The sequence below is a fragment of the uncultured Thiodictyon sp. genome, assembly GCF_903828115.1.
Taxonomy (GTDB): Bacteria; Pseudomonadota; Gammaproteobacteria; order Chromatiales; family Chromatiaceae; genus Thiodictyon.
Genome location: NZ_CAIKKU010000380.1, coordinates 1 through 18,473, shown reverse-complemented (window position 1 = coordinate 18,473; position 18,473 = coordinate 1). Strand labels below are relative to the sequence as shown.

Below are 18,473 nucleotides of genomic sequence, written 5' to 3'. Positions count from 1 at the left end.
TAGCTGTAGGGTACGCATCGCGTACCTGGCTCCGGCGGTCGCCGTCGCTTGGCGGGTACGCGATGCGTACCCTACGAGATGTGCGTTAACACATCAGTTCTGATCGCACCCCGCGCCCGCCCGGCGGGCGCGGTCTCGGGGATCTTCTCGTGGCACCGCTCCGGAGACTGGTTGTTGATGGGTAGAGCGCGGCGAAACCCATCGTCCGCGCCCCGAGCGTCGGGCCACGCCACCCAGGCGGCGGCCCTCGTGAGAGACTACAAGGCCCGCCCCAAGCCCCCATTGCCGCAGCCCCCATGACCCCGCTCAGACTCCACCTGCGCCACTACGGCGACCCCGCCGCCGACGGCCTCCCGCTGGTCCTGATCCACGGCCTCTTCGGCTCCGCGTCCAACTGGCACGCCATCAGCCGCCGGCTTGCCGCCGGGCGCCGGGTCCTGGTGCCGGATCTGCGCAATCACGGTCAATCCCCCTGGGACCCGCGCATGGACTACCGCGCCATGGCCGCGGATCTCACCGCCCTCCTGGACGCCGAGGGCCTCCCCCGGGCGCACCTGGTGGGCCACAGCATGGGCGGCAAGGCGGCCATGTGGCTGGCCCTGACGGCGCCCGAGCGGGTCGGTTCACTGGTGGTCGCCGACATCGCCCCGGTCGCCTACGCCAGCCGCCACGGCACCCTGGTGCGGACCCTGGCCGCCCTGCCGCTCGCTGAGATCGCCGACCGGCGCGACGCCGACGCGCGCCTCGCCGCCGGCATCTCCTCCGCCCCGGTGCGCGGCTACCTGCTCCAGAACCTGGTCCATGACCGCCGCGATGCCGCAGTCGGCCACGGCTGGCGCTGGCGCGTCAATCTGGAGGCGCTCGCCCACTCCCTGGAAGACCTGCTGGGCTTCCCGGAGTCCGCCGGCCTGCAATTCCCCGGCCCCGTACTCTTCCTCTACGGCAGCCGCTCGGACTATGTGACCGGCGAGGGGCTGCCGCGCATCCGCGCGCTCTTTCCGCTGGCGCGGCTGCGCAGCATTCCCAATGCGGGGCACTGGGTTTACGCGGATCAGCCGGAGGCCTTCGTCGCGGCGGTTGCCGGGTTTCTCAAGGATTGAGTGCGCTGCGCAATGCCGGAGTCCGAGGCTTCAGCCTTAGCGAAGCAGGCACAAGGCCCAAGCGCGGTTGCATCGGCAACGCCTTAGCGCCGATCATTGCCCCTCCCTTCGGCAATCACGACCCACGAGCACCCTTCGAGGACCCCGCGCAATGAACGAGTCGACACTGGAATGCATCGATCTCGGCGACGGCCATCAGGTCTGGGTCCAGACCACCGGGCTGCGGGTCGCCGGCCGGCAGTTGGCCGGCGACGACGACACCGACCGGGTGAGCCGCGCCCTGGCCATGGTCCGTCCCGCCGCGGAGCAGTTGTTCAAGACGCTCGCGGACATCAACCGGCCCAAGACCATCGAGATGGAGTTCGGCATCGGCTTCTCGGCCAAGGTCGGGGTCTTCCTGGCCTCCGCGGACACCGAGGCCAACTTCAAGATCAAGCTGACCTGGGAGAACCCGGCCCTGGTGACCCCGCCGCCGGTTGGCGCCCCCGCCGACACCCGGCCCTGGTGACCCCGCCGCCGGTTGGCGCCCCCGCCGACGGCAGACCACGCGGCACCGAGTAGCCGGGTCATGCACGGTCTTGCACGCATCCTCAGGCAGGGCGAGGCCCGCGGGGCCGGATTCCTGATCTCACCGCGCCACCTCGCGACCTGCGCCCATGTGGTCAACCTGGCCTTGGACGCGGACCCCCGCGCCCAAGGGCGCCCCGGACCCGACCAGGGCATCACGCTCGACTTCCCGAACGATGCGCCCGACCCGCCCGGCCGCGCGACGGGCTGGCCCGAGCGGACGGCCACCGTGGTTTGCTGGCACCCGCCGACGCCGCGGGGCGCCGAGCCCGGTCCTCACGACGACATCGCCGTCCTGTTGCTCGACCGTCCGCGCGCGCCGGCCGCGGTCCCGCGGCTGGCACCTGTCGGCGACCCGCCCCCCGCGGGCACCCAGGGCTATGGCTGGGGCACCCCGCACGGCACCAAGGACGGTCTCTGGGCGTCGGTGACCCTGTCCGGTACCAGCGGCGTCCTGCGTCAGATCGATCTCAGTCACGGGCCTGAGGTGCAGCCCGGCTTCAGCGGCGGCCCCTTCACCGACCCGGGCCAGGCCCTCATCCTGGGCATGGTGGTGCAGATCGACGCGGGCGCCCGGGCGGCCTGGATGTTGACGCTCGGCGCACTGCGCCCGGCCTGGGAGGCGTTACGGGTCATCGAGCTTGGGCTGCACCTGCGCGATGGCCGGCTGCACGCGGCACCGGATGGCCCGACGGCCGGGACCGCGCTCGCGGACTTGAGGGCCGCGGCGGAGAGGGGCGACCTCGCCGCCCTGTACCGTGCCCTGTTCGGCGCCGCCGACCCCGGACAGCGGCTCGCCGCCCTGGACCCGACGGCGGGCCTGGACGCCCTGGGCCTTGGCCCCAAGCGCCTGCGGCTGCGCTGCATGGATGACGCCGCGGCCGGACTCCCCTGGCATTGCCTGAGGACGCCCTCCCACGAACGTCTGGGCGACGCCGGCTGGGTCATCGAGGTGGTCGGCCCCACCCCGCGCCCGGCGGCCCTGCGCAGCATCCACCGCGCACTGATCCTGGCCCCGGCCGATTCGCGGCTCGCCCCGGGGGTGCATCCGCACGTGGACCTGGTGAGCGCCGCGCTGGCCCCGCTGCTCCCCCACCCGCGTCTGTGCCAGGTCCCCTGGGCGGTAAATCGACACGACCTCGCACGCGAGCTCATGGGCGAACCGGACCTGATCTATTGCTACGCCCGGCTGGACGCGGCGGGCTGCCTCAGCCTGGGGCGCGACCCGCTGGCGCGCGAATCCATCTGCCTGGCAGAGTTGGTCGAGCAACTCGCGGCGCTGCCGGACCCGCCCCTGCTCTGGCTGCACTGTGTCGAGGTGCCCGGGGCCCGGCTCGACCTGGACCGGCTGCTGACCCTGACCCGCGAATATCCGCTGCTGCTGGTCCAGCGCACCGGGCCGGACGACCTTGGCGAGAGCCTGCAAACGGTCACGCTGGACGGGCTCAAGGCCCTGGCCGCGCTCCCAGGGACGGGACCGAGCGAGCCCGCCGCGGTCCTGAGCCGCCTGGGAAGCACGGGTTCCTGCGCCCGACTGGGGCAGGACGGGCTGCGGCTCGCCCGCCCGGCGGACCCGGACGCGGTGCTCTATGCCTCGATCCGCGCCTCCCTGCTGCAGCTCCTGCTCGGACGCACCGCGGAGAAGGACCTCCTCGCCGGCCGCTTCGCCGTCTCCGGCGGCGAAGCGCTCCTGCTCTATTTCGTCTGCGGCCCCGCCAAGGCCCGGGTGCACGACTTCCCCGAGCAGTGCCGCTGGCACCTGGAGGACAGCACCCTGTGCCTGCGCGTGCGCCCCCAGCCCATCCCCGCCCTGCTGCGCCCGGATCAGACCGGCGAGGACCTCATCCGCCTGCTCCGGGGAGGACTCCAGATCGACCCTCACACGGGCACCGCGATGACCCTATTGAAGGCCCTCGGACCCATCCCCGGCGAGACCCTGATCCTCTCGCTCGCCTGGCTGCTGGAGCCCGCCGACGGCTGCACACCGCACCAGGTGGCGGGCTGGGTGGCGCGCTGGAAGCAGGCCGTGCTGAAGGTCTTCGGGGCCGCCCAGATCCCTGAGGGCGTGCGCGTCCTGGCCGGCTGCTGCCTGCAATGGGAGGCCGATTGGCCGCAGCGGCACGGGGGCAGCGCGCCCGAGATCCAGCGCGCCGCCGTCGCCGAACTGGAGGGCGGCAACCCGCCCCACTGCGATTGGGTGCAATTCGAGCGCCCACTGGACCGCCTGCGCCGCGGCGAACTCGACAAGTTCTTCGGCCAGGAACAACGGCGCCTGGCGCCTTACACCCAAGGCCTGGAGCGCGGCGCCCTGGTGGCCTGGGTCTGGGACCAGACCGGGGCGGCGTCTTCGAGGACACGGTCCTCGCCATCTACCGCGGCTGCAAGACCCACTTTCAGGCATTGCGCCTCGCAGGCCCGTCATGACCGACCCGCTCGCCTTCGTCCGCCATCAGGACCGGCCCCTGGACTGGGACCGGCACGACCGCAAGGCCGCCCGCGCCGCCCTGTCCGGGACCATCGACATGGCCGCTGCGCGGCGGCTCGACCAGGGCGCCCGCCGCTTCCAGCCCCCGCCCGAACTGGTCGCCGCCATCAATGCCGCGCTCGCCTCGCGCTCGCCGCTGCTCTTGACCGGCGAACCCGGCACCGGCAAGACCGAGACCGCCTTTTATCTCAGCGAGTATTTCGGGTTGTCGGCCCCCTATCACTTCCAGGTCCGCTCCGACAGCAGCGCGCGGGACCTGCGCTACGACTTCGACGCCGTGGCCTACCTGCAGGACGCCTATGCCAAGGCCATCGGGACGCCCGCCGACGGCAGTGACCCGCGTGCCCAGCCACGCTATCTCAAGAAGGGCATGTTATGGCTGGCCTATGAGTCAGAGGACGAATGCGTGCTCCTGATCGACGAGATCGACAAGGCCCCGCGCGACTTCCCTAACGACCTCCTGCAAGAGCTGAGCGACCAGTGCTTCGCCCACCCCTTCGGCGGGGCGCCGGTCAGGAACCAGGGCCCGCCGCCCATCGTCGTCATCACCAGCAACGGCGAGCGCAGCCTGCCGGACCCCTTCCTGCGCCGCTGTGTCATCTGCCACATCGAACTCGACGACGCCCTGCTCGGGCGCATCCTCGACGCCTGGGAGAGCGCCTTCGCCCCCGGGCTCGGACCGGAACTAGGCGCCGCCGCCCTGGCAGGCTTCAAGAAGGTGCGCGGGGCACTCAAAGAGCGCGGCCGGCCGCCCGGCGCCGCCGGGCTGCTCCTCTGGTGCAACGTGCTCGCCGTTCAGCAGTTCACCGCGGCGGACCTCGCGACCGGGCCACTGGCCGACCTGCCCGGCATCGTCTGTCTGGTCAAGGTCCCCGAGGACTACCAGCTCCTCGGCCGGCCGCGCCGCTGAGCCCCGTAGGGTCCGCTGTGCGGACCGAGCGGACCGAGCGGACCGTGCGGACGATGATCATTCGTGTCCATTTGCCCAAGTTCACGGTCTGAAAGCGTTTTCCGCCATCGATGCCCAGCCTCGACCCAGCTTACAGCACCGCCGACCCCGCCTGCTCACCCTGCTGCGCCGGCTGCCGCTGCTCGGCGTCCCCGTCCTGCCGGCCGACTATGACCGCTGCGAGCGCGTACTGCCCCCCGGGCGCGGCCTCGACGCCGCGACCTTCGAGCACACCCTGGTGGCCCTGCTCGCCAAGGACGAGGCGCAGCGCCGCACGCTGCGCCGCGAGGTGCGGCGGCTCTTTCCTTGCGCGCCCGCTGCGCGGGTGCGCACCGGTACCGGGGGCGAGACCGATACCGGGGAGCAAGCCGGCGGCCTCACGGACACGGGGGAAGCCGTGGGCGCGGCCACCGCGTCGTCTCTTGCCCCAACGCCGGACCCGGATACCGGCCCCGGCCCGAGGCTCCTGATTGGCCGGCCGGAGCACCGCGATCGGCTGGTCCTCGCCTTGGCCCTGGTCGCCGTCCTGGTCCTGCTGCTGATCCCGGCCGCTGTCCGCCAGCCCCCGCCGGGAACGGCACCGGACCCGGTGACCACGGCGCCGCCCGCCGCCGACCCGCCGGCCCCGGCCCCCGGCGCACTGCCCGAGCACCCGCTCGCCCGCTTCAACACCTGGGTCCCCACCATCACCCGAACCGCGGTCACCCCGCCCCTGCCCTGGCCGGCCCTGCTGCTCGCGCTCACCGGCCTCCTGGGTCTGGCCTGGCTGTGGCGGCGCGCCCGCACCCTGCGCGACCCGCCGGGCGACCCGCGGCGCCACCGCTACCGGCCCGCTGGCGAGTCCGTGCTCTGCTGGCCAGCCGCCGCCCAGCGCCTGCCGGACCTGCTCGACCACGACCAGCGCCGGGCGCTCATCTGGGGGGTACGCCAGTTCACCACGCAGCGCCCCACGCACCGGCTCGACACCGGCGCCACCGTGGCGGCCAGCGCCCGGGCCGGGCGGCCCGAGGTCCGCTTCGAGCCCGCCCGGCGCCTGCGCGAGGTCTGGCTGTGGCGCGACACCCGCCTCGCCGATCCGGAGCCGGCCGCCCTGATCGCGGAGCTCGACCGCGCTCTCACCCGCGCCGGGCTGCGGGTACGCCACGGCGCCTTCAGCGCGGTGCCGGACCCGGTCTGGCTCGATCTGGACCCGACCGGCCGGCGGCGCGCCCACCCGATTCCCGCGAGCCCGCCGGACCTGGGCGGCGCGGCGCGCGAGGCCCTGGTCGCCATTCTCACCGACGGCCGCGGCCTGGCCGCGGCCCTGCGCGCCGGCGGCGACCGCGCCGCGCGCCTGCACCGCTGCCTGCGCGCGCTCGGCACCTGGCCGCGCTGCTGCCTGGTGGACTTCGCGGGCGACACCCTGGACCTGCCTGGCCTGCTCCGGGGTCTGGGGCTGCCCAAGGGCCAGGACCTCCGCTGCATCGCCCCCGGGGACCTGCCCGTCTGGCTCGCCGAGCGGCCGGCGACCGGCGGTCTCGAGGCACGCCCCGCCGCCGCCCCGAGTGCGGACGCCCTGCTGTGGGCCGCCTGCTGTGCCCTGCCGGGGCTGCCGATCACCGCCGCGCAGGAGCGGGCGCTCTTCAGGCAGCTCGGGCTGCCGGCCGTCTGGCGGCTGCCGGAAGCGGCGCCGGGGCAGGGCCGCGCCGGCGCCGACGGGCGTCGCTTCACCCCCGCCGAGCGCCGGGCCCTCTTGTGCGAATTGGCGCAGCAGGTCAGGTGCGACGGCCTCGATCGTCGTTGCGGCCACCAGGAGACCGGAGGCCGAGGCTTCAGCCGGTCGCGCTCGCGGCGCCGCGGCCGTGATCCGGCTGAAGCCTCGGCCTCCAGTGCGGAAGGTCTGGACGGCGGCCGGGTGCCGTCCGGGCCGCGCCAACGGCTCGACCTGGCCCTGGATTTCTGGCAGCGGGACCTGGCCAAACTGGGGCTCGAGCGCGGCGACCCCCGGTACGCACCGGCGATCGAGTCGACCCAGGAACCGAGCCCGGAACCGGACTGGCCCGACGCCTGGCACGACAGCCCGGCGTCGCACCGGCTGCACATCGAACACTGGCTGCTCGAACTCTGGCGCGACCCGGATCCCGCCGGCGCGGCCGGCCCGCACCCCGTGGCAACCGCCGCGAAGCAACTCTATGAGCGTTGGCAGTTCTACGACAACCCGGTGGACGGCCTGACCAAGTGGCAGGCCGCACCGCTGACCAACGAACTGGCCGCCCTGCGCGAGCGGCTCACCGAACTCTCGGCGGCGGACCTGGGCGACCCGGCGGACGGGCGCATCCGCCTGCCCTGGGACTCGGCCCGGATCGGGGAACTGCCCGGCGAGCCCCGCGGTACCGCGCTCTCGCGGCTGTTCCGGATGGCTTCGGCGGCGCCGTGCCCGCGTCCGGCCGGCACCCGCGCCTCGGCTTCGAGGTCCGGCTCGCCCTGGGCCTGCTGGCCGGCGCCGCCGTCGGCGCCCTCCTGGAGCCGGCGCGTCCCGCGCCGGGCATGATCGCCGAGCACTTCCACTACACCCTGGACGCCAAGGCCGAAAGCGCCTTCCGCGCCCAGACCCATCTGAAGAACGACGGCGAACGCCTCAGCGCCGCCTCGCGCAAGCTCACCGCGGTCGCGCCGATCAGGGCGGGGGAGCGGTTGGACCTCCACTGGTCCTGGGGCGGTGTCGAAGCGGGCACGCCGGGGCGGGACGCCCCGGCTCCCGAGAACCTGACACCCATCGGCAGCCGGGACCCGGACCGGCGCACCGTGCTGCTGCACACCGGCACCCTGGCCGAGCCCATTCGCGCCTGCGCCAAGGACTGGCCGGGGCTCTCGGTCGCCGTCATCGCGGCAAACCCCTGGCGCTACCCGGCGGACCCCGACAACAACCGCGCCGCCCGCCAGCTCGCCATCCAACTGCTGGACAGCGGCGCCGTGGATCTGGCCATCATCGGCCCCGACTGGGCCGCCGCGGCGCGGGAGTTGGCCAACCAGTGGTCGTTCGTCCCAGACCCGCAATGGCTCTTCTTCTCCCCTCTCCCTTTGGGAGAGGGGTCGGGGGAGAGGGGCGACCAGGCACCGCCCCCGCTGGGGAACCACCGCGCCCAGATCCAGGCCGACTACGCCCGCCTCGCCGCCCACCTGCGCGAGCGGGTCCAGGGCGTGCTGGACACGCAAGACCCCGCGGAACGGCCGCCCCCGCCGCTCGCCGCGATCAGCGTCCTGGCCGGCACCCCGCGCCTCTGGGGCGGCCCCGAGCGGGAGACCGTCCGGCTCGCCGACGGCACCGCCATGGAGTTCGTGACCGTCTGCCCCGGCACCTTCACCATGGGCGCCGACGACCTGCTGCGGCGGCGCCTACCGGTGATCGTCGCCGAGACCCTCGGGGTCGCCCGGGACAGCCTGACCCCGCAGACCCGGCTCGATGCCCAGACTCTGGGCGAGGAGACCAACGCCCGACTGCGCACGGCACTACAAGAGCGGCTCGGCACCTCAGCCTCAGACGATAACTGGAAGGGTGTCACCGACCTGCGCTCGGCCGCCGATGCCTTCAAGTGGCTCGACCAACCCGACGAACGCCCGGCCCACCCGGTCCTGATGGAGGGTTTCCGGATCGCCCGCACCGAGACCACCCAGGCCCAGCGCCAGGCCCTCCTGCCCGCCGCGTCGGCCCCGGGGACCGACGGCCGACTGCCCGCGGCCAACGACGACTGGGACCAGGCGCGTGCCGCCTGCGGCGCACTCGCGGACGGGGACCTGCCCACCGAGGCCCAATGGGAATACGCCGCCCGCGCGGCCAGCCGCAGCGCCTGGTCCTGGGGTGACGAGCCGGGCGCCGCCGACGCCTACGCCTGGTCCGACGGCAATAGCGGGGCCAAGGACCACCCGGTCGGCGGCAAGCAGCCCAATCCGCTCGGCCTCGCCGACATGCACGGCAACCTGTGGGAATGGAACCGGGACTGCTACAGGGACACGGCCTACCAGGAGCGCGCCGGCCGGCTGGCGGCGGACCCCCTGGAGTACGGCGGGGAGTGCCGCCTGCGGGTGGTCCGCGGCGGCTCCTTCGCCCTCGTGCCCAGTTATCTGCGCTCGGCGCGCCGGGACAGGTCCGTGCCCAGGCTCCGGGACGAGTCCCTCGGGTTTCGTTGCGTGCGTTCCGGCCCCCGCAGCCTTGAACACTGGTCCCCTTGATTTCTTCTTCTCGTTGCAAACCGCCTCGCGTCCGGGCGTAAACTGGCGCATCGCAGCGATCAGGCCCCCATCCATGACCCACTCTGCCCCCGTGTTACTGCCCGATGGCCTGGAGCCGGCATGGGACGTTGCGCGCCTGTTCCCGCCGCAGGGCGGCTGGAGCGAAGACGAATACCTCGCCTTGCCCGGGACCCCCTTGACCGAATTCGACCAGGGGCGCATTGAGGTACTGGACACGCCAAGCGAGCTGCATCAACTGCTGGTCGCCTTCCTTTACCGCGCCCTGGCGGAGTTCGTCAGCGCCGGCAGTCTCGGCCGGGTCCTGTTCGCGCCCTTTCCGGTCAAGCTGTGGGAAGGCAAGATCCGCGAGCCGGACATCTGTTTCATGCGCCGGGACCATGCCCACCGGCGCCACGGCAGCTTCTGGCAGGGCGCCGATCTGGTCATGGAGGTGATGAGCCCGGACGACCGCAGACGCGACAGCGAGATCAAGCGGCGCGAGTACGCGATGGCCGCGATCCCCGAGTATTGGTTGATCGACCCAACCAACCAGACCGTCACGGTCCTGGTACTCGCAACCGATGCCGATCGTTATTGCGTTCAGGGCGTCTATGCACCCGGCAGCAAGGCCGCCTCCGCGAGCCTGCCGGGCTTTGCCATCGACGTGGGGGCGCTCTTTACGCAAGACCCATAGCGGGTCGGCTGGCGCTTCGTCCGACTGTTTCAAGCGCCGCTGCGCGGACGGGCCTGGATCGTCGCTACGGCCGCTCCGCTGTCTACTGTGCGTCCGCGACGCCTGAGAGATTGCCATCCCCGGCCTGAATTCCAGCGTCCCGCCCGGAATGACCGCGGCCGCAACGATGGTCGAGGTTGTTGCACCGGACGTTCAGCGGCGGGATGCGGAACGGACGCAACGAAACCCGAGGACCTCGTGGTGGTGCTTAGGCACATTCTTGTCCCGGCGCGCCGAGCGCAGGACACTGGGCGTGCGGTCGAAGGAGCCGCCGCGGACCACCCGCAGGGCGCCCTCTTTTGGACCCTGCGGGTCGTCGGTCTGGCGAGCGTCGTAATCCTCTGCATACCAGTCCCAGCACCACTCCCAGCAATTGCCGGCCATGTCATAGAGGCCCACGGGGTTTGCCGCCTTCTCGCCGACCGCGTGCAGGCTGTAGCGCTTGCTGTAGCCTAAATTCTCGCTGTACCAGGCATGGGCGTCTGCGCCGTCCTCGTTTTCGCCCCAGAACCAGCGGGTCGCCGTGCCGCCACGGCAGGCATACTCCCACTCGGCCTCGGTGGGCAGCCGATAGCCGTCCGCCCGCCAGTCGCAGGTCCAGTTCGCTCCTGAGTCCTGGTAGCACGGCCGCAGTCCCGACAGGACCGACAGTGCATTGCAGAAGGCGACCGCCGCAAACCAGTCCAAGTCCGTGGCCGGCAGGTCGTCGCCCCCCGCCGACCAGTCTGCCGACACCGGGCGCGGCCAAGGCTTGGGGGCCGCGGCCATGACCTGCCGCCAAAGGCCGCGGGTCACCGGGGTGCGGGCGATCAGGAAGGGGTTGAGGCGCACCTGCCGCCGCGGGAACTCGTCGTCGAAGGCGCTGGGGTCGCGCCGCTTGTCCGAGCCCATCCAGAAGGCACCGCCCGACAGCGGCACCATCTGGATCATGGGGTCCGGGTCGCGCGTCTGCACCACGGTCGGGCGCGTGACCGTCGGCGGCTCTGCTGGACCGGGCAGCGTGCCGGTCGGCAGCGGGGGCAGTTCCGGAAGCCGCGGCGGTACAGTCGGCGCGCGCCGCGCCGGCAGACCATCCGCCGCCAGCCGCAACCGTGCCCCGAGTCCGAGCGCCATGGCCGCGAGCCCCAAGCCGAGCAGCCCCGCGGCCCAGGGTCCGAGCGCCACGGCGCCCCAGACGAGCGCCAGCCCGAGCAGACCGCCGAGCGCGAAACCCAGCCAGGCCGGGGTCGCGTCGAGTCGCCGCGTCACGGCAGAGAGTCGGTCCCCGCGCTTGGTCATGGAACAGGTCCGCTCAGCCCGGGACCCGAAAGCCCTGTCCGGAGAAATGCTTGTCGAAAGTAAAGGCTTCGCTGACAGCGAGCCGCCGCATGACCTGGAAGCTGCTGCAATCGACCAGGCTCAAACGGCGGCGGCTGGTGTTTCGGAGCATCGTAACATTGGGTCCAAGTGCCCCGAGCCGCGGGATGGGCCGCAGCGTCCCGATCCAGGACGGCGTAGAGTTCAGAGGTATCGACGAAGATCATCGCGGCACCGTCACCGGCTGATGCGTCCGCCAGATAGTCGTCGTGACGCTCCGCGACATCCGCGTGACCGGAGGCAAAACGACCCGCCGCGGTGATCGCCCGCTGTCGTGCGGCTTGATCTGCCGCTGTCGGCTCCGGCGCCGTCAAACCATCGACGGCTCGCCGAACCAGAACCGAAACCGAGACTCGCTCCCGTGCGGCACGTTGCTTCAGGGCCTGTGCCTGGGATTCGGTGAACTGAACCTGCATTCGGATCATCGCGATACCACCATCAGCGGTTGAATTGGTTCCCACATTCCACTTGGGAACCTGGCCCTGGAAGCTTTGCTTCTCGAGTCGACCGATCACGAAGCAGGGCTTCGCGGTCCCCTGTTCCCAAGAGGAGGGACTATGCAAGAATCCGCCGGGCGCCGGCGGCGCACGCGTCCGGCTGAAGCCTCGACCTCCAGTTCGGGCGTGATCGCCCGGGAGGTCGAGGCTTCAGCCAGCCCCGTGTCCGCTTGCGGGCCTGGCAGCCGGTCGAACTTGGCCTTCGCTTCCGGTCGACTCAGGTTTTGGGGGTCTGGGGCATACTTTGCCACAGGTCGGCGGGGTTCGGCAGCCCGCATCGCGCGGCGTCGCGGCCCGTGGCCGGGCGGGGCATTCGCCCCGCCTTGACCCTTTGAGTCCGCCGCCGACCATCGGCACGAATCAAACAGTCAATACGACATCTACGGAGCCACTCGCGCGCCCGTAAACGTCGACCTGGCCGCGGCGGCCTGCCACCGTTTCAGCCGCAGGCAGTTCAGCCCGATTTTGTCTGCATCGGCAGGCAAGCGCGCCTTGCCGCGGCGAACCTGACGAAGTACCGTTATGGTCGAGGTCTCCAGCCCCAGGAGGGCAACATGACGCTGTCCGTACAGATCGACCCGCTCTTGGAAACCCGCGTGGAGGAGGAGGCGCGACGCCTCGGCGTCAGCCCATCGGACTTCGTCCAAGACGTGCTGGAGCAGGCGCTCGGCTTGAAGAGCCCGGCAGACATCTATCGTCGCGTATGCAGTTTTACGCCGATGGGCGATCCCGATGCGTCGGAGAACGTTGCGGACAAGGTGACGGCGAGGCTGCGTGCGCACTATCCTGGTTGATGCCGGTCCGCTGATCGCGCTGTTCGCCGCCGATGATCGGCACCACGCGCGCTATCGCGACCTGATCCTCGAATCCGACACGCGCGGACAGCGCTTCGTCACCACTTGGCCCTGCATCGTCGAGGCGTCCTACCTCCTCGCTACGACGCAGAGACTGGAGATGTTGGCCTTCGTCGAAGAAGGCGGCGTTCAGGTCTTTCCGTTCGATGTGGGCCACCTCGGCGCCATGCGCGGCTGGATGCGGCGCTATAGCGAGCCGGGCAAACGGGAAATGGACTTAGCCGATGCGTCGCTCTATTGGTTGGCAACCCAGACCGGCATCACCGACATCATGACGGTCGATCGCAACGACTTCCAGCGCTACCGATTGCCGGATGGTCGGGCGTTCCTGGTGATCTGACGGGCGTTGCGTCCGCGAAGGGCTGGCGGCGCTCGTCCGCGATCTGGAACAGCACAGACGGATGGCAGCGGCGTTGAACAGACCCATGGCGTCAGCGCGCTGCATCCGGGCTACGGGGCTGGGCGCGGTGCTCGGTCCGCTGTGCGGACCAACGACCTCCTGGCGAGCGCCGTGGCCGGGACCACGATCGAGGCCAGCGCACGAACCGCCGCCCGCGCGCTCCCCGCCACGCCGGGGGCAGTCTATACTGCGCCCTTTTCCGCATTCTAAGGGCAGATTCGATGGCAAAGGGCAAGATCAACAAGGTGGTGCTGGCCTACTCGGGGGGCCTGGACACCTCGGTCATCCTGCGGTGGCTGCAGGAGAACTACGGCTGCGAGGTGGTGACCTTCACGGCCGACATCGGCCAGGGGGAGGAGGTGGAGCCGGCGCGCGCCAAGGCGACGGCGGCCGGGGTCAAGGAAATCCATATCGATGATCTGCGCGAGGAATTCGTGCGGGACTTCGTGTTCCCGATGCTGCGCGCCAACGCGCTCTACGAGGGCGAGTACAAGCTCGGCACCTCGATCGCCCGCCCGCTGATCGCCAAGCGGCTGGTGGAGATCGCGGTCGCCACCGGGGCGGACGCCATCTCCCACGGGGCGACCGGCAAGGGCAACGACCAGGTGCGCTTCGAGCTGACCGCCTATGCGCTCAAGCCCGACATCCAGATCATCGCCCCCTGGCGGGAGTGGGACCTGCTGTCGCGCGAGAAGCTGCTGGCCTATGCCGAGACCCACGGCATCCCGGTGGAGATGAAGCGCGACGGCACCAAGTCACCCTACTCGATGGACGCCAACCTGCTGCACATCTCCTACGAGGGCTATGACCTGGAGGACCCCTGGGTCGAGCCCGGCCCCGATATGTGGCGCTGGACCGTCGCCCCCGAGCAGGCCCCGGATCACCCGACCGAAATCACCCTGAGCTTCGCCGGCGGTGACTGTGTGGCCGTCGATGGTCAGACCCTGAGCCCGGCGGACCTGCTTGCGGAGTTGAACCGCATCGGTGGCGCCAACGGCATCGGGCGCGACGACATCGTCGAGAACCGCTTCGTCGGCATGAAGTCGCGCGGCTGCTACGAGACCCCCGGCGGCACCATCCTGCTCAAGGCGCACCGGGCCATGGAATCGCTGACCCTGGACCGGGAGGCGGCGCACCTGAAGGACGAGCTGATGCCCCGCTACGCGAGCCTGGTCTACAACGGCTTCTGGTACAGCCCCGAGCGCCTGATGCTCCAGGCCGCCATCGACCAGACCCAGAGCGTCGTCAACGGCGAGGTCCGGCTCAAGCTCTACAAGGGCAACGTGCTGGTGGTCGGCCGCCGCTCCCCGACCGACAGCCTGTTCGACGCCTCCATCGCCACCTTCGAGGAGGACGCCGGGGCCTATAATCAGGGGGATGCGACGGGGTTCATCCGGCTCAATGCGCTGCGGCTGCGGGTGGCGGGGAGGAAGCGGGGCTGAGGCTTTGGGGCCTGGGGCGGCGGCGCCTTGGCCGCTGCCGGTCCTGGGTCACGATGCCCACCCCAAGCGATTTGGTCTCGGAGGATGACGCATGCTGACTCGAGTCGAACTGAAGAATTTTGGCCCGCTAAGTACGCTGGCATGGTCGAATCTGGGACCCATCAATCTCGTGATCGGAGGCAACGGCAGCGGCAAGACCTTTCTGCTGAAGGCGATTTACAGTGCGTTGCGCACGCTTGAAGATTACAAGCGTGGCGACGAGCAGCGCTCAGCCGCGGAGATTTTGGCGGAAAAGCTCTATTGGACTTTTCAGGCAGAAAAGATCGGTGACCTGGTCAGTAAGGGAGCGGACGGGCCCCTATCATGTCGCATCATGCTCGATGATCACAAATTCAGCTACAACTTCGGCAAGGACACCAGCAAGCAGATTTCCGCGCTTAAGAATGGTGTTGAGCCGCGTTCCAGCAACTCGATTTTCTTGCCGGCGAAAGAGGTTCTATCACTCCAGCCGGTTATTCTGAAATCGCGGGAACAGGATAAAGTATTTGGGTTCGACGATACCTATCTGGATTTGGCCCGGGCGCTCCGGCAACCGCGAACCAAAGGAAGGAACTTCCCTGAATTCGCCGTGTCTCGTAAGAATCTTGAGGAAATCGTCGGCGGGGTTATCGAATATGACGAGGCCTCAGCCCGCTGGCAGTTCTTCACCGGCCGCTACCGGTTTCCGATGGGCGTCACGGCCGAGGGGATCAAGAAGATAGCGATTCTCGACACGCTGCTTGGTAATCGCTATCTCGATACACGCTCGATCGTGCTCATCGACGAACCGGAATCGGCGTTGCATCCGACGGCCATCTCGAAACTGCTGGATATTGTCGCGGTACTCGCCGGACGCGGACTCCAGTTCTTTCTCGCCAGTCATTCCTATTTCGTGGTAAAGAAGCTGTTCCTGATCTCCCAGGAAAAGGGTATGTCGATACCCGTTATCTCGGCTGTCGACAGCGGTTGGTTAGCCGACGATTTGAAAACCGGCATGCCGGATAACCCGATCGTCGCCGAGTCGATCCGCCTTTACAAAGAAGAGATCCAGGTTGCGCTGAAATGACTGACGTGTCCATCGTCGAATCGGGCATGGTTTTCGGCCCTTTTCCTGCGGAGGACTGCTGGGATATTGAAAACAGTGCCTGCTACCGCGCAATAAATCAAGGAGTTCAAATAGCCGAGTTTCTCCGGATCGAGCATCGCCGAAAAGGTCCGCCGCGCCTCTGGATTGTTGAGGCCAAGACCGGGTGTCCAAGACCGGGCCAGCCCGAGTTCGATGAATTTATCGGGAAGATATGCGTAAAGCTGACTAAAGGAATACGGATTGATTATTGATCAGGCTTCAGTTTAAACGGCCGCTGAAAGATGAAGCCTTGGGCCCCAGAATAACCAGCGAAATCAGCAGGCTCAACCGGCTCGTCTATCGGCTCTTGACCAATGCCCCATAGGCACCACTGGATAGAAAGACCCCCAAGGTCACTGCCGCAATGCCGAAATAGTCCGCCGTTTTCGGCACTTCCCCGAGCAGCGGTATCGCCGCCAGCATCGCCAGCACCGGTACCAGCGAGGCGAAGCTCGAGCCCAGGGAGGCCCCGAGGATGCTCACGGCCTTGGTGTAGGCAAAGAGCGAGATGATCGCCACCAGGACGCCCTGATAGAGCGTCTGGATCACCACGGCATCCCAGGGGGCCGCGGTGATACGGTGCGGCAGGAGCATGACGTAGACCGGCAGGTACCAGGCGGCGGACACCACCGAGACCACCGCGGTCGCGTGCAGGGCGGTGAAGCCCTTGGTGCCGGCGCGGCGCATGGCGACGGTGAAGCTGGCCCAGCACAGTGCGGCCAGGAGAAACAGGAGCTGTCCGCGCCAATTGCCGGAGGCCAGGTCAGTCAGGCCGGTGCCGACAAAGATCACGATGCCGACTGGAATCAACAGCAGGCCCGCCCGGCGCGGCCCCGCGATACGCTCGTGCAGGAAGAGGGTCGCGAGCAGTGCGGCCCACAATGGCATGGTGCCGGGGATCAGCGCACCGGCCTGCGCCGCCGGTGCGAACTGCAGGCCGGCCGAGGAGATGAGTACATAGGGCACGCCGGCGCCGGTACAGATGACGGTGAGCAGCGGCAGGCCAACCCGGCGGACCCCCAGCCCGTCGCGGATCACGATCGGCAGCAGCAGGGCACCCGCGCAGCCGAACCGCAGCGCGGTGATGTCGAAGGGGGAGAGGGAGGTCGTGACCCCATAGCGGGTCAGCAGGATCCAGCCCACCCAGATCGAGATGGCGAACAGTCCCCACAGGGCGCCGGTAATATAGGATGAACGCGGCAGGGGAATGGCGAGTGAAGACATGGGTGGACAGTGACCGCGGATGTCGGCGAAGAGGCGGAGGTCGAATCAGCCCAACTTAGGGCTTGTCCCGTCGTTGTCGTTGTCGTAATCGAGGTGATCGTGGCGCCCCGGATTCTCTCGCACGCCAAATTGCATCGCTGCTCCGATTACGACGACAACGACAACGACAACGACAACGATTGTGTTGTGCGATGACTCACGGCCGCCCGCCATCCGGGACGATTCGCAACAAGCGCCCATCCTGCTCGTCCGTCAGCACATAAAGGTACCCATCCGGGCCTTGGCGCAGGTCCCGTACCCGGGCGCCGATGCTGAGCTTGTCCTCCCCGACGACCCGCTCGCCGTCCAGGGCGATGCGGCGGACCTGGCCGAACTTGAGCGCACCGCTAAAGAGGTTTCCGCCCCAGCCCGGGTAACGGTCCCCGCCATTGTAGGCGAGCCCGCTGGGTGCCTTGGACGGGACCCAGACGAGTTTCGGGTCGACAAACCCCGGCCGGCTGGTCTCCTGTGAGACCCTGGGTCCCGAATACTCCAGGCTGTAGGTGACCAGGGGCCAGCCGTAGTTGCCGCCGCCGGTGATGAGATTGAGTTCATCCCCGCCCCGGGAGCCGTGTTCGGTGGCCCAGACCCGACCGGTTTTGGGGTCCAGGGCCAGGCCTTGAATGTTTCGGTGGCCCAGGGTCCAGACCTCGGGCCTGGCGCCCGGCTGGTCGGCCATGGGATTGCCGGGGAAGGGCTTGCCGTCCTGCGTCAGCCGCAGGACCTTGCCGAAATGGGTGCCGGGGTTCTGGGCCTGATTGCGGATGTTCGCCCCGGCGAAGGCGACCGGCGGGTTGCCGCCGTCGCCGATGCTCATCAGGAGCGACCCGTCCGGCAGCCACAGGAGGCGGGAGCCGAAGTGCTGGCCGCCGGCCTTGGTGTCCGCGTTGCGGAAGATGACCTGGACATCCTCCAGGCGGTGCCCCTGCAGGCGTCCGCGCGCCAGGGCGGTGCGGTTGGCGTCCTGGGTGCCCTCGGAAAAGGTCAGATAGACCAGGGCATTGTCGGCAAAATCAGGGTGCGGCGCGAGGTCCAGCAGTCCGCCCTGACCATAGGCCAGTACCTGCGGCACCCCGGCGATCGGCTGCGGGTCCAGGCGGCCGTCGCGCAGGACCCGCAGCCGTCCCGGCCGCTCGGTGATCAGGGCCGAGCCGTCCGGCAGCCAGGCGATTGACCAGGGGTGTTCAAGCCCGGCGACGACGGTCTCCAGCCGCCAGCCGCGCGCCTCTGCGACCTCGCCGCTGATGGGCGCGGGGCCGCTTGGGGGCGCGCAACCCGCGATCTGCGACCACGCGAGCAGGGTCAGGGCAAGGACGAGCGAAGGTCTCATAGGTGCTCCGAGTTAAACCGGGTTTCCCCGGCCGTTGGGTGCGATCAGAACTCATGTGGTGACCGAGATCCCGGGTACGTTGTCGTTGTCGTTGTCGTTGTCGTAATCGAATAATCCGACAAC

The 18,473-nt window shown here is 69.5% G+C and carries 17 protein-coding genes and 1 pseudogene; 13 read left to right on the top strand and 5 right to left on the bottom strand.

Going from position 1 to position 18,473, the window contains the following annotated elements; translation table 11 throughout:
* Window positions 1-296 precede the first annotated feature (296 nt).
* The 4 genes and pseudogenes from QZY48_RS13830 to QZY48_RS13815 all read left to right on the top strand — a co-directional run bounded on the left by QZY48_RS13830 (window position 297) and on the right by QZY48_RS13815 (window position 5,062).
* Window positions 297-1,100, top strand: a complete 804-nt coding sequence (locus tag QZY48_RS13830) for an alpha/beta fold hydrolase (RefSeq protein ID WP_295431581.1) — start codon at window positions 297-299, stop codon at window positions 1,098-1,100.
* 151 nt (window positions 1,101-1,251) lie between these two features.
* On the top strand, window positions 1,252-1,608 hold the full coding sequence (locus QZY48_RS13825; RefSeq protein WP_295431578.1) for a CU044_2847 family protein: 357 nt from the start codon (window positions 1,252-1,254) through the stop codon (window positions 1,606-1,608).
* A 60-nt stretch (window positions 1,609-1,668) separates the two neighbouring features.
* Window positions 1,669-2,181, top strand: a pseudogene (locus QZY48_RS13820) (trypsin-like peptidase domain-containing protein); the annotation flags it as partial.
* Window positions 2,182-4,087: 1,906 nt separating this feature from the next.
* Window positions 4,088-5,062, top strand: coding sequence for a MoxR family ATPase (locus QZY48_RS13815; RefSeq protein ID WP_366929688.1), 975 nt, complete (start codon window positions 4,088-4,090; stop codon window positions 5,060-5,062).
* A gap of 130 nt (window positions 5,063-5,192) precedes the next feature.
* Here the strand turns inward: QZY48_RS13815 and QZY48_RS13810 are convergent, their stop codons facing one another.
* Window positions 5,193-5,333, bottom strand: coding sequence for a hypothetical protein (locus QZY48_RS13810; protein WP_295431574.1), 141 nt, complete (start codon window positions 5,331-5,333; stop codon window positions 5,193-5,195).
* A 6-nt stretch (window positions 5,334-5,339) separates the two neighbouring features.
* On the opposite strand from QZY48_RS13810, the gene QZY48_RS13805 reads away from it, so the two are divergent.
* From QZY48_RS13805 to QZY48_RS13795, 3 genes are all read left to right on the top strand, one after another.
* Entirely contained in the window at window positions 5,340-7,631 is a 2,292-nt protein-coding gene (locus QZY48_RS13805) for a hypothetical protein (protein WP_295431572.1), read from the top strand.
* A complete protein-coding gene (locus QZY48_RS13800) occupies window positions 7,514-9,310 on the top strand; it encodes a formylglycine-generating enzyme family protein (protein WP_295431569.1) in 1,797 nt (598 codons plus the stop codon). The genes QZY48_RS13805 and QZY48_RS13800 overlap by 118 nt, the downstream gene beginning before the upstream one ends.
* Window positions 9,311-9,383: 73 nt before the next feature.
* Window positions 9,384-10,004 (top strand): Uma2 family endonuclease, encoded by a 621-nt coding sequence (locus QZY48_RS13795; protein WP_295431566.1) that lies wholly within the window; start codon window positions 9,384-9,386, stop codon window positions 10,002-10,004.
* Window positions 10,005-10,196: 192 nt separating this feature from the next.
* Here QZY48_RS13795 and QZY48_RS13790 read toward each other — a convergent pair whose 3' ends face one another.
* Both QZY48_RS13790 and QZY48_RS13785 read right to left on the bottom strand, forming a co-directional pair.
* Entirely contained in the window at window positions 10,197-11,321 is a 1,125-nt protein-coding gene (locus tag QZY48_RS13790; RefSeq protein ID WP_295431564.1) for a formylglycine-generating enzyme family protein, read from the bottom strand.
* Window positions 11,322-11,334: 13 nt separating this feature from the next.
* Window positions 11,335-11,472 carry a hypothetical protein gene (locus QZY48_RS13785; protein WP_295431562.1) on the bottom strand — a complete coding sequence of 46 codons (138 nt, stop codon included), beginning with the start codon at window positions 11,470-11,472 and terminating at the stop codon, window positions 11,335-11,337.
* 136 nt (window positions 11,473-11,608) lie between these two features.
* Here QZY48_RS13785 and QZY48_RS13780 point away from each other — a divergent pair, with 136 nt between their 5' ends.
* The 6 genes from QZY48_RS13780 (at window position 11,609) to QZY48_RS13755 (ending at window position 15,969) form a co-directional block, all read left to right on the top strand.
* Window positions 11,609-11,848 carry a hypothetical protein gene (locus QZY48_RS13780; protein ID WP_295431559.1) on the top strand — a complete coding sequence of 80 codons (240 nt, stop codon included), beginning with the start codon at window positions 11,609-11,611 and terminating at the stop codon, window positions 11,846-11,848.
* Between the two features lie 602 nt (window positions 11,849-12,450).
* Complete coding sequence (locus tag QZY48_RS13775; RefSeq protein WP_295431557.1) at window positions 12,451-12,690, top strand: CopG family transcriptional regulator; 240 nt, start codon at window positions 12,451-12,453, stop codon at window positions 12,688-12,690.
* Window positions 12,671-13,090 carry a PIN domain-containing protein gene (locus QZY48_RS13770; RefSeq protein WP_295431554.1) on the top strand — a complete coding sequence of 140 codons (420 nt, stop codon included), beginning with the start codon at window positions 12,671-12,673 and terminating at the stop codon, window positions 13,088-13,090. Before QZY48_RS13775 ends, QZY48_RS13770 begins: the two co-directional genes overlap by 20 nt.
* Before the next feature lie 281 nt (window positions 13,091-13,371).
* Entirely contained in the window at window positions 13,372-14,592 is a 1,221-nt protein-coding gene (locus QZY48_RS13765; RefSeq protein WP_295431552.1) for an argininosuccinate synthase, read from the top strand.
* Between the two features lie 91 nt (window positions 14,593-14,683).
* On the top strand, window positions 14,684-15,697 hold the full coding sequence (locus tag QZY48_RS13760) for an ATP-binding protein (RefSeq protein ID WP_295431549.1): 1,014 nt from the start codon (window positions 14,684-14,686) through the stop codon (window positions 15,695-15,697).
* Window positions 15,694-15,969, top strand: coding sequence for a hypothetical protein (locus QZY48_RS13755; RefSeq protein WP_295431547.1), 276 nt, complete (start codon window positions 15,694-15,696; stop codon window positions 15,967-15,969). Before QZY48_RS13760 ends, QZY48_RS13755 begins: the two co-directional genes overlap by 4 nt.
* A gap of 85 nt (window positions 15,970-16,054) precedes the next feature.
* Here the strand turns inward: QZY48_RS13755 and QZY48_RS13750 are convergent, their stop codons facing one another.
* On the bottom strand, window positions 16,055-16,981 hold the full coding sequence (locus QZY48_RS13750; RefSeq protein ID WP_295431546.1) for a DMT family transporter: 927 nt from the start codon (window positions 16,979-16,981) through the stop codon (window positions 16,055-16,057).
* 196 nt (window positions 16,982-17,177) lie between these two features.
* Window positions 17,178-18,350 (bottom strand): PQQ-dependent sugar dehydrogenase, encoded by a 1,173-nt coding sequence (locus tag QZY48_RS13745; RefSeq protein ID WP_295431545.1) that lies wholly within the window; start codon window positions 18,348-18,350, stop codon window positions 17,178-17,180.
* Between the last annotated feature and the right edge of the window lie 123 nt (window positions 18,351-18,473).

What these genes read in the sequence shown, in the direction of transcription:
- QZY48_RS13775 (WP_295431557.1), top strand. Translation starts at nt 12,451, where the DNA reads ATGACGCTGTCCGTACAGATCGACCCGCTCTTGGAAACCCGCGTGGAG.
- QZY48_RS13790 (WP_295431564.1), bottom strand. Translation starts at nt 11,321, where the DNA reads ATGACCAAGCGCGGGGACCGACTCTCTGCCGTGACGCGGCGACTCGAC.
- QZY48_RS13825 (WP_295431578.1), top strand. Translation starts at nt 1,252, where the DNA reads ATGAACGAGTCGACACTGGAATGCATCGATCTCGGCGACGGCCATCAG.
- QZY48_RS13830 (WP_295431581.1), top strand. Translation starts at nt 297, where the DNA reads ATGACCCCGCTCAGACTCCACCTGCGCCACTACGGCGACCCCGCCGCC.
- QZY48_RS13755 (WP_295431547.1), top strand. Translation starts at nt 15,694, where the DNA reads ATGACTGACGTGTCCATCGTCGAATCGGGCATGGTTTTCGGCCCTTTT.
- QZY48_RS13815 (WP_366929688.1), top strand. Translation starts at nt 4,088, where the DNA reads ATGACCGACCCGCTCGCCTTCGTCCGCCATCAGGACCGGCCCCTGGAC.
- QZY48_RS13750 (WP_295431546.1), bottom strand. Translation starts at nt 16,981, where the DNA reads ATGTCTTCACTCGCCATTCCCCTGCCGCGTTCATCCTATATTACCGGC.
- QZY48_RS13760 (WP_295431549.1), top strand. Translation starts at nt 14,684, where the DNA reads ATGCTGACTCGAGTCGAACTGAAGAATTTTGGCCCGCTAAGTACGCTG.
- QZY48_RS13765 (WP_295431552.1), top strand. Translation starts at nt 13,372, where the DNA reads ATGGCAAAGGGCAAGATCAACAAGGTGGTGCTGGCCTACTCGGGGGGC.
- QZY48_RS13785 (WP_295431562.1), bottom strand. Translation starts at nt 11,472, where the DNA reads ATGCTCCGAAACACCAGCCGCCGCCGTTTGAGCCTGGTCGATTGCAGC.
- QZY48_RS13745 (WP_295431545.1), bottom strand. Translation starts at nt 18,350, where the DNA reads ATGAGACCTTCGCTCGTCCTTGCCCTGACCCTGCTCGCGTGGTCGCAG.
- QZY48_RS13795 (WP_295431566.1), top strand. Translation starts at nt 9,384, where the DNA reads ATGACCCACTCTGCCCCCGTGTTACTGCCCGATGGCCTGGAGCCGGCA.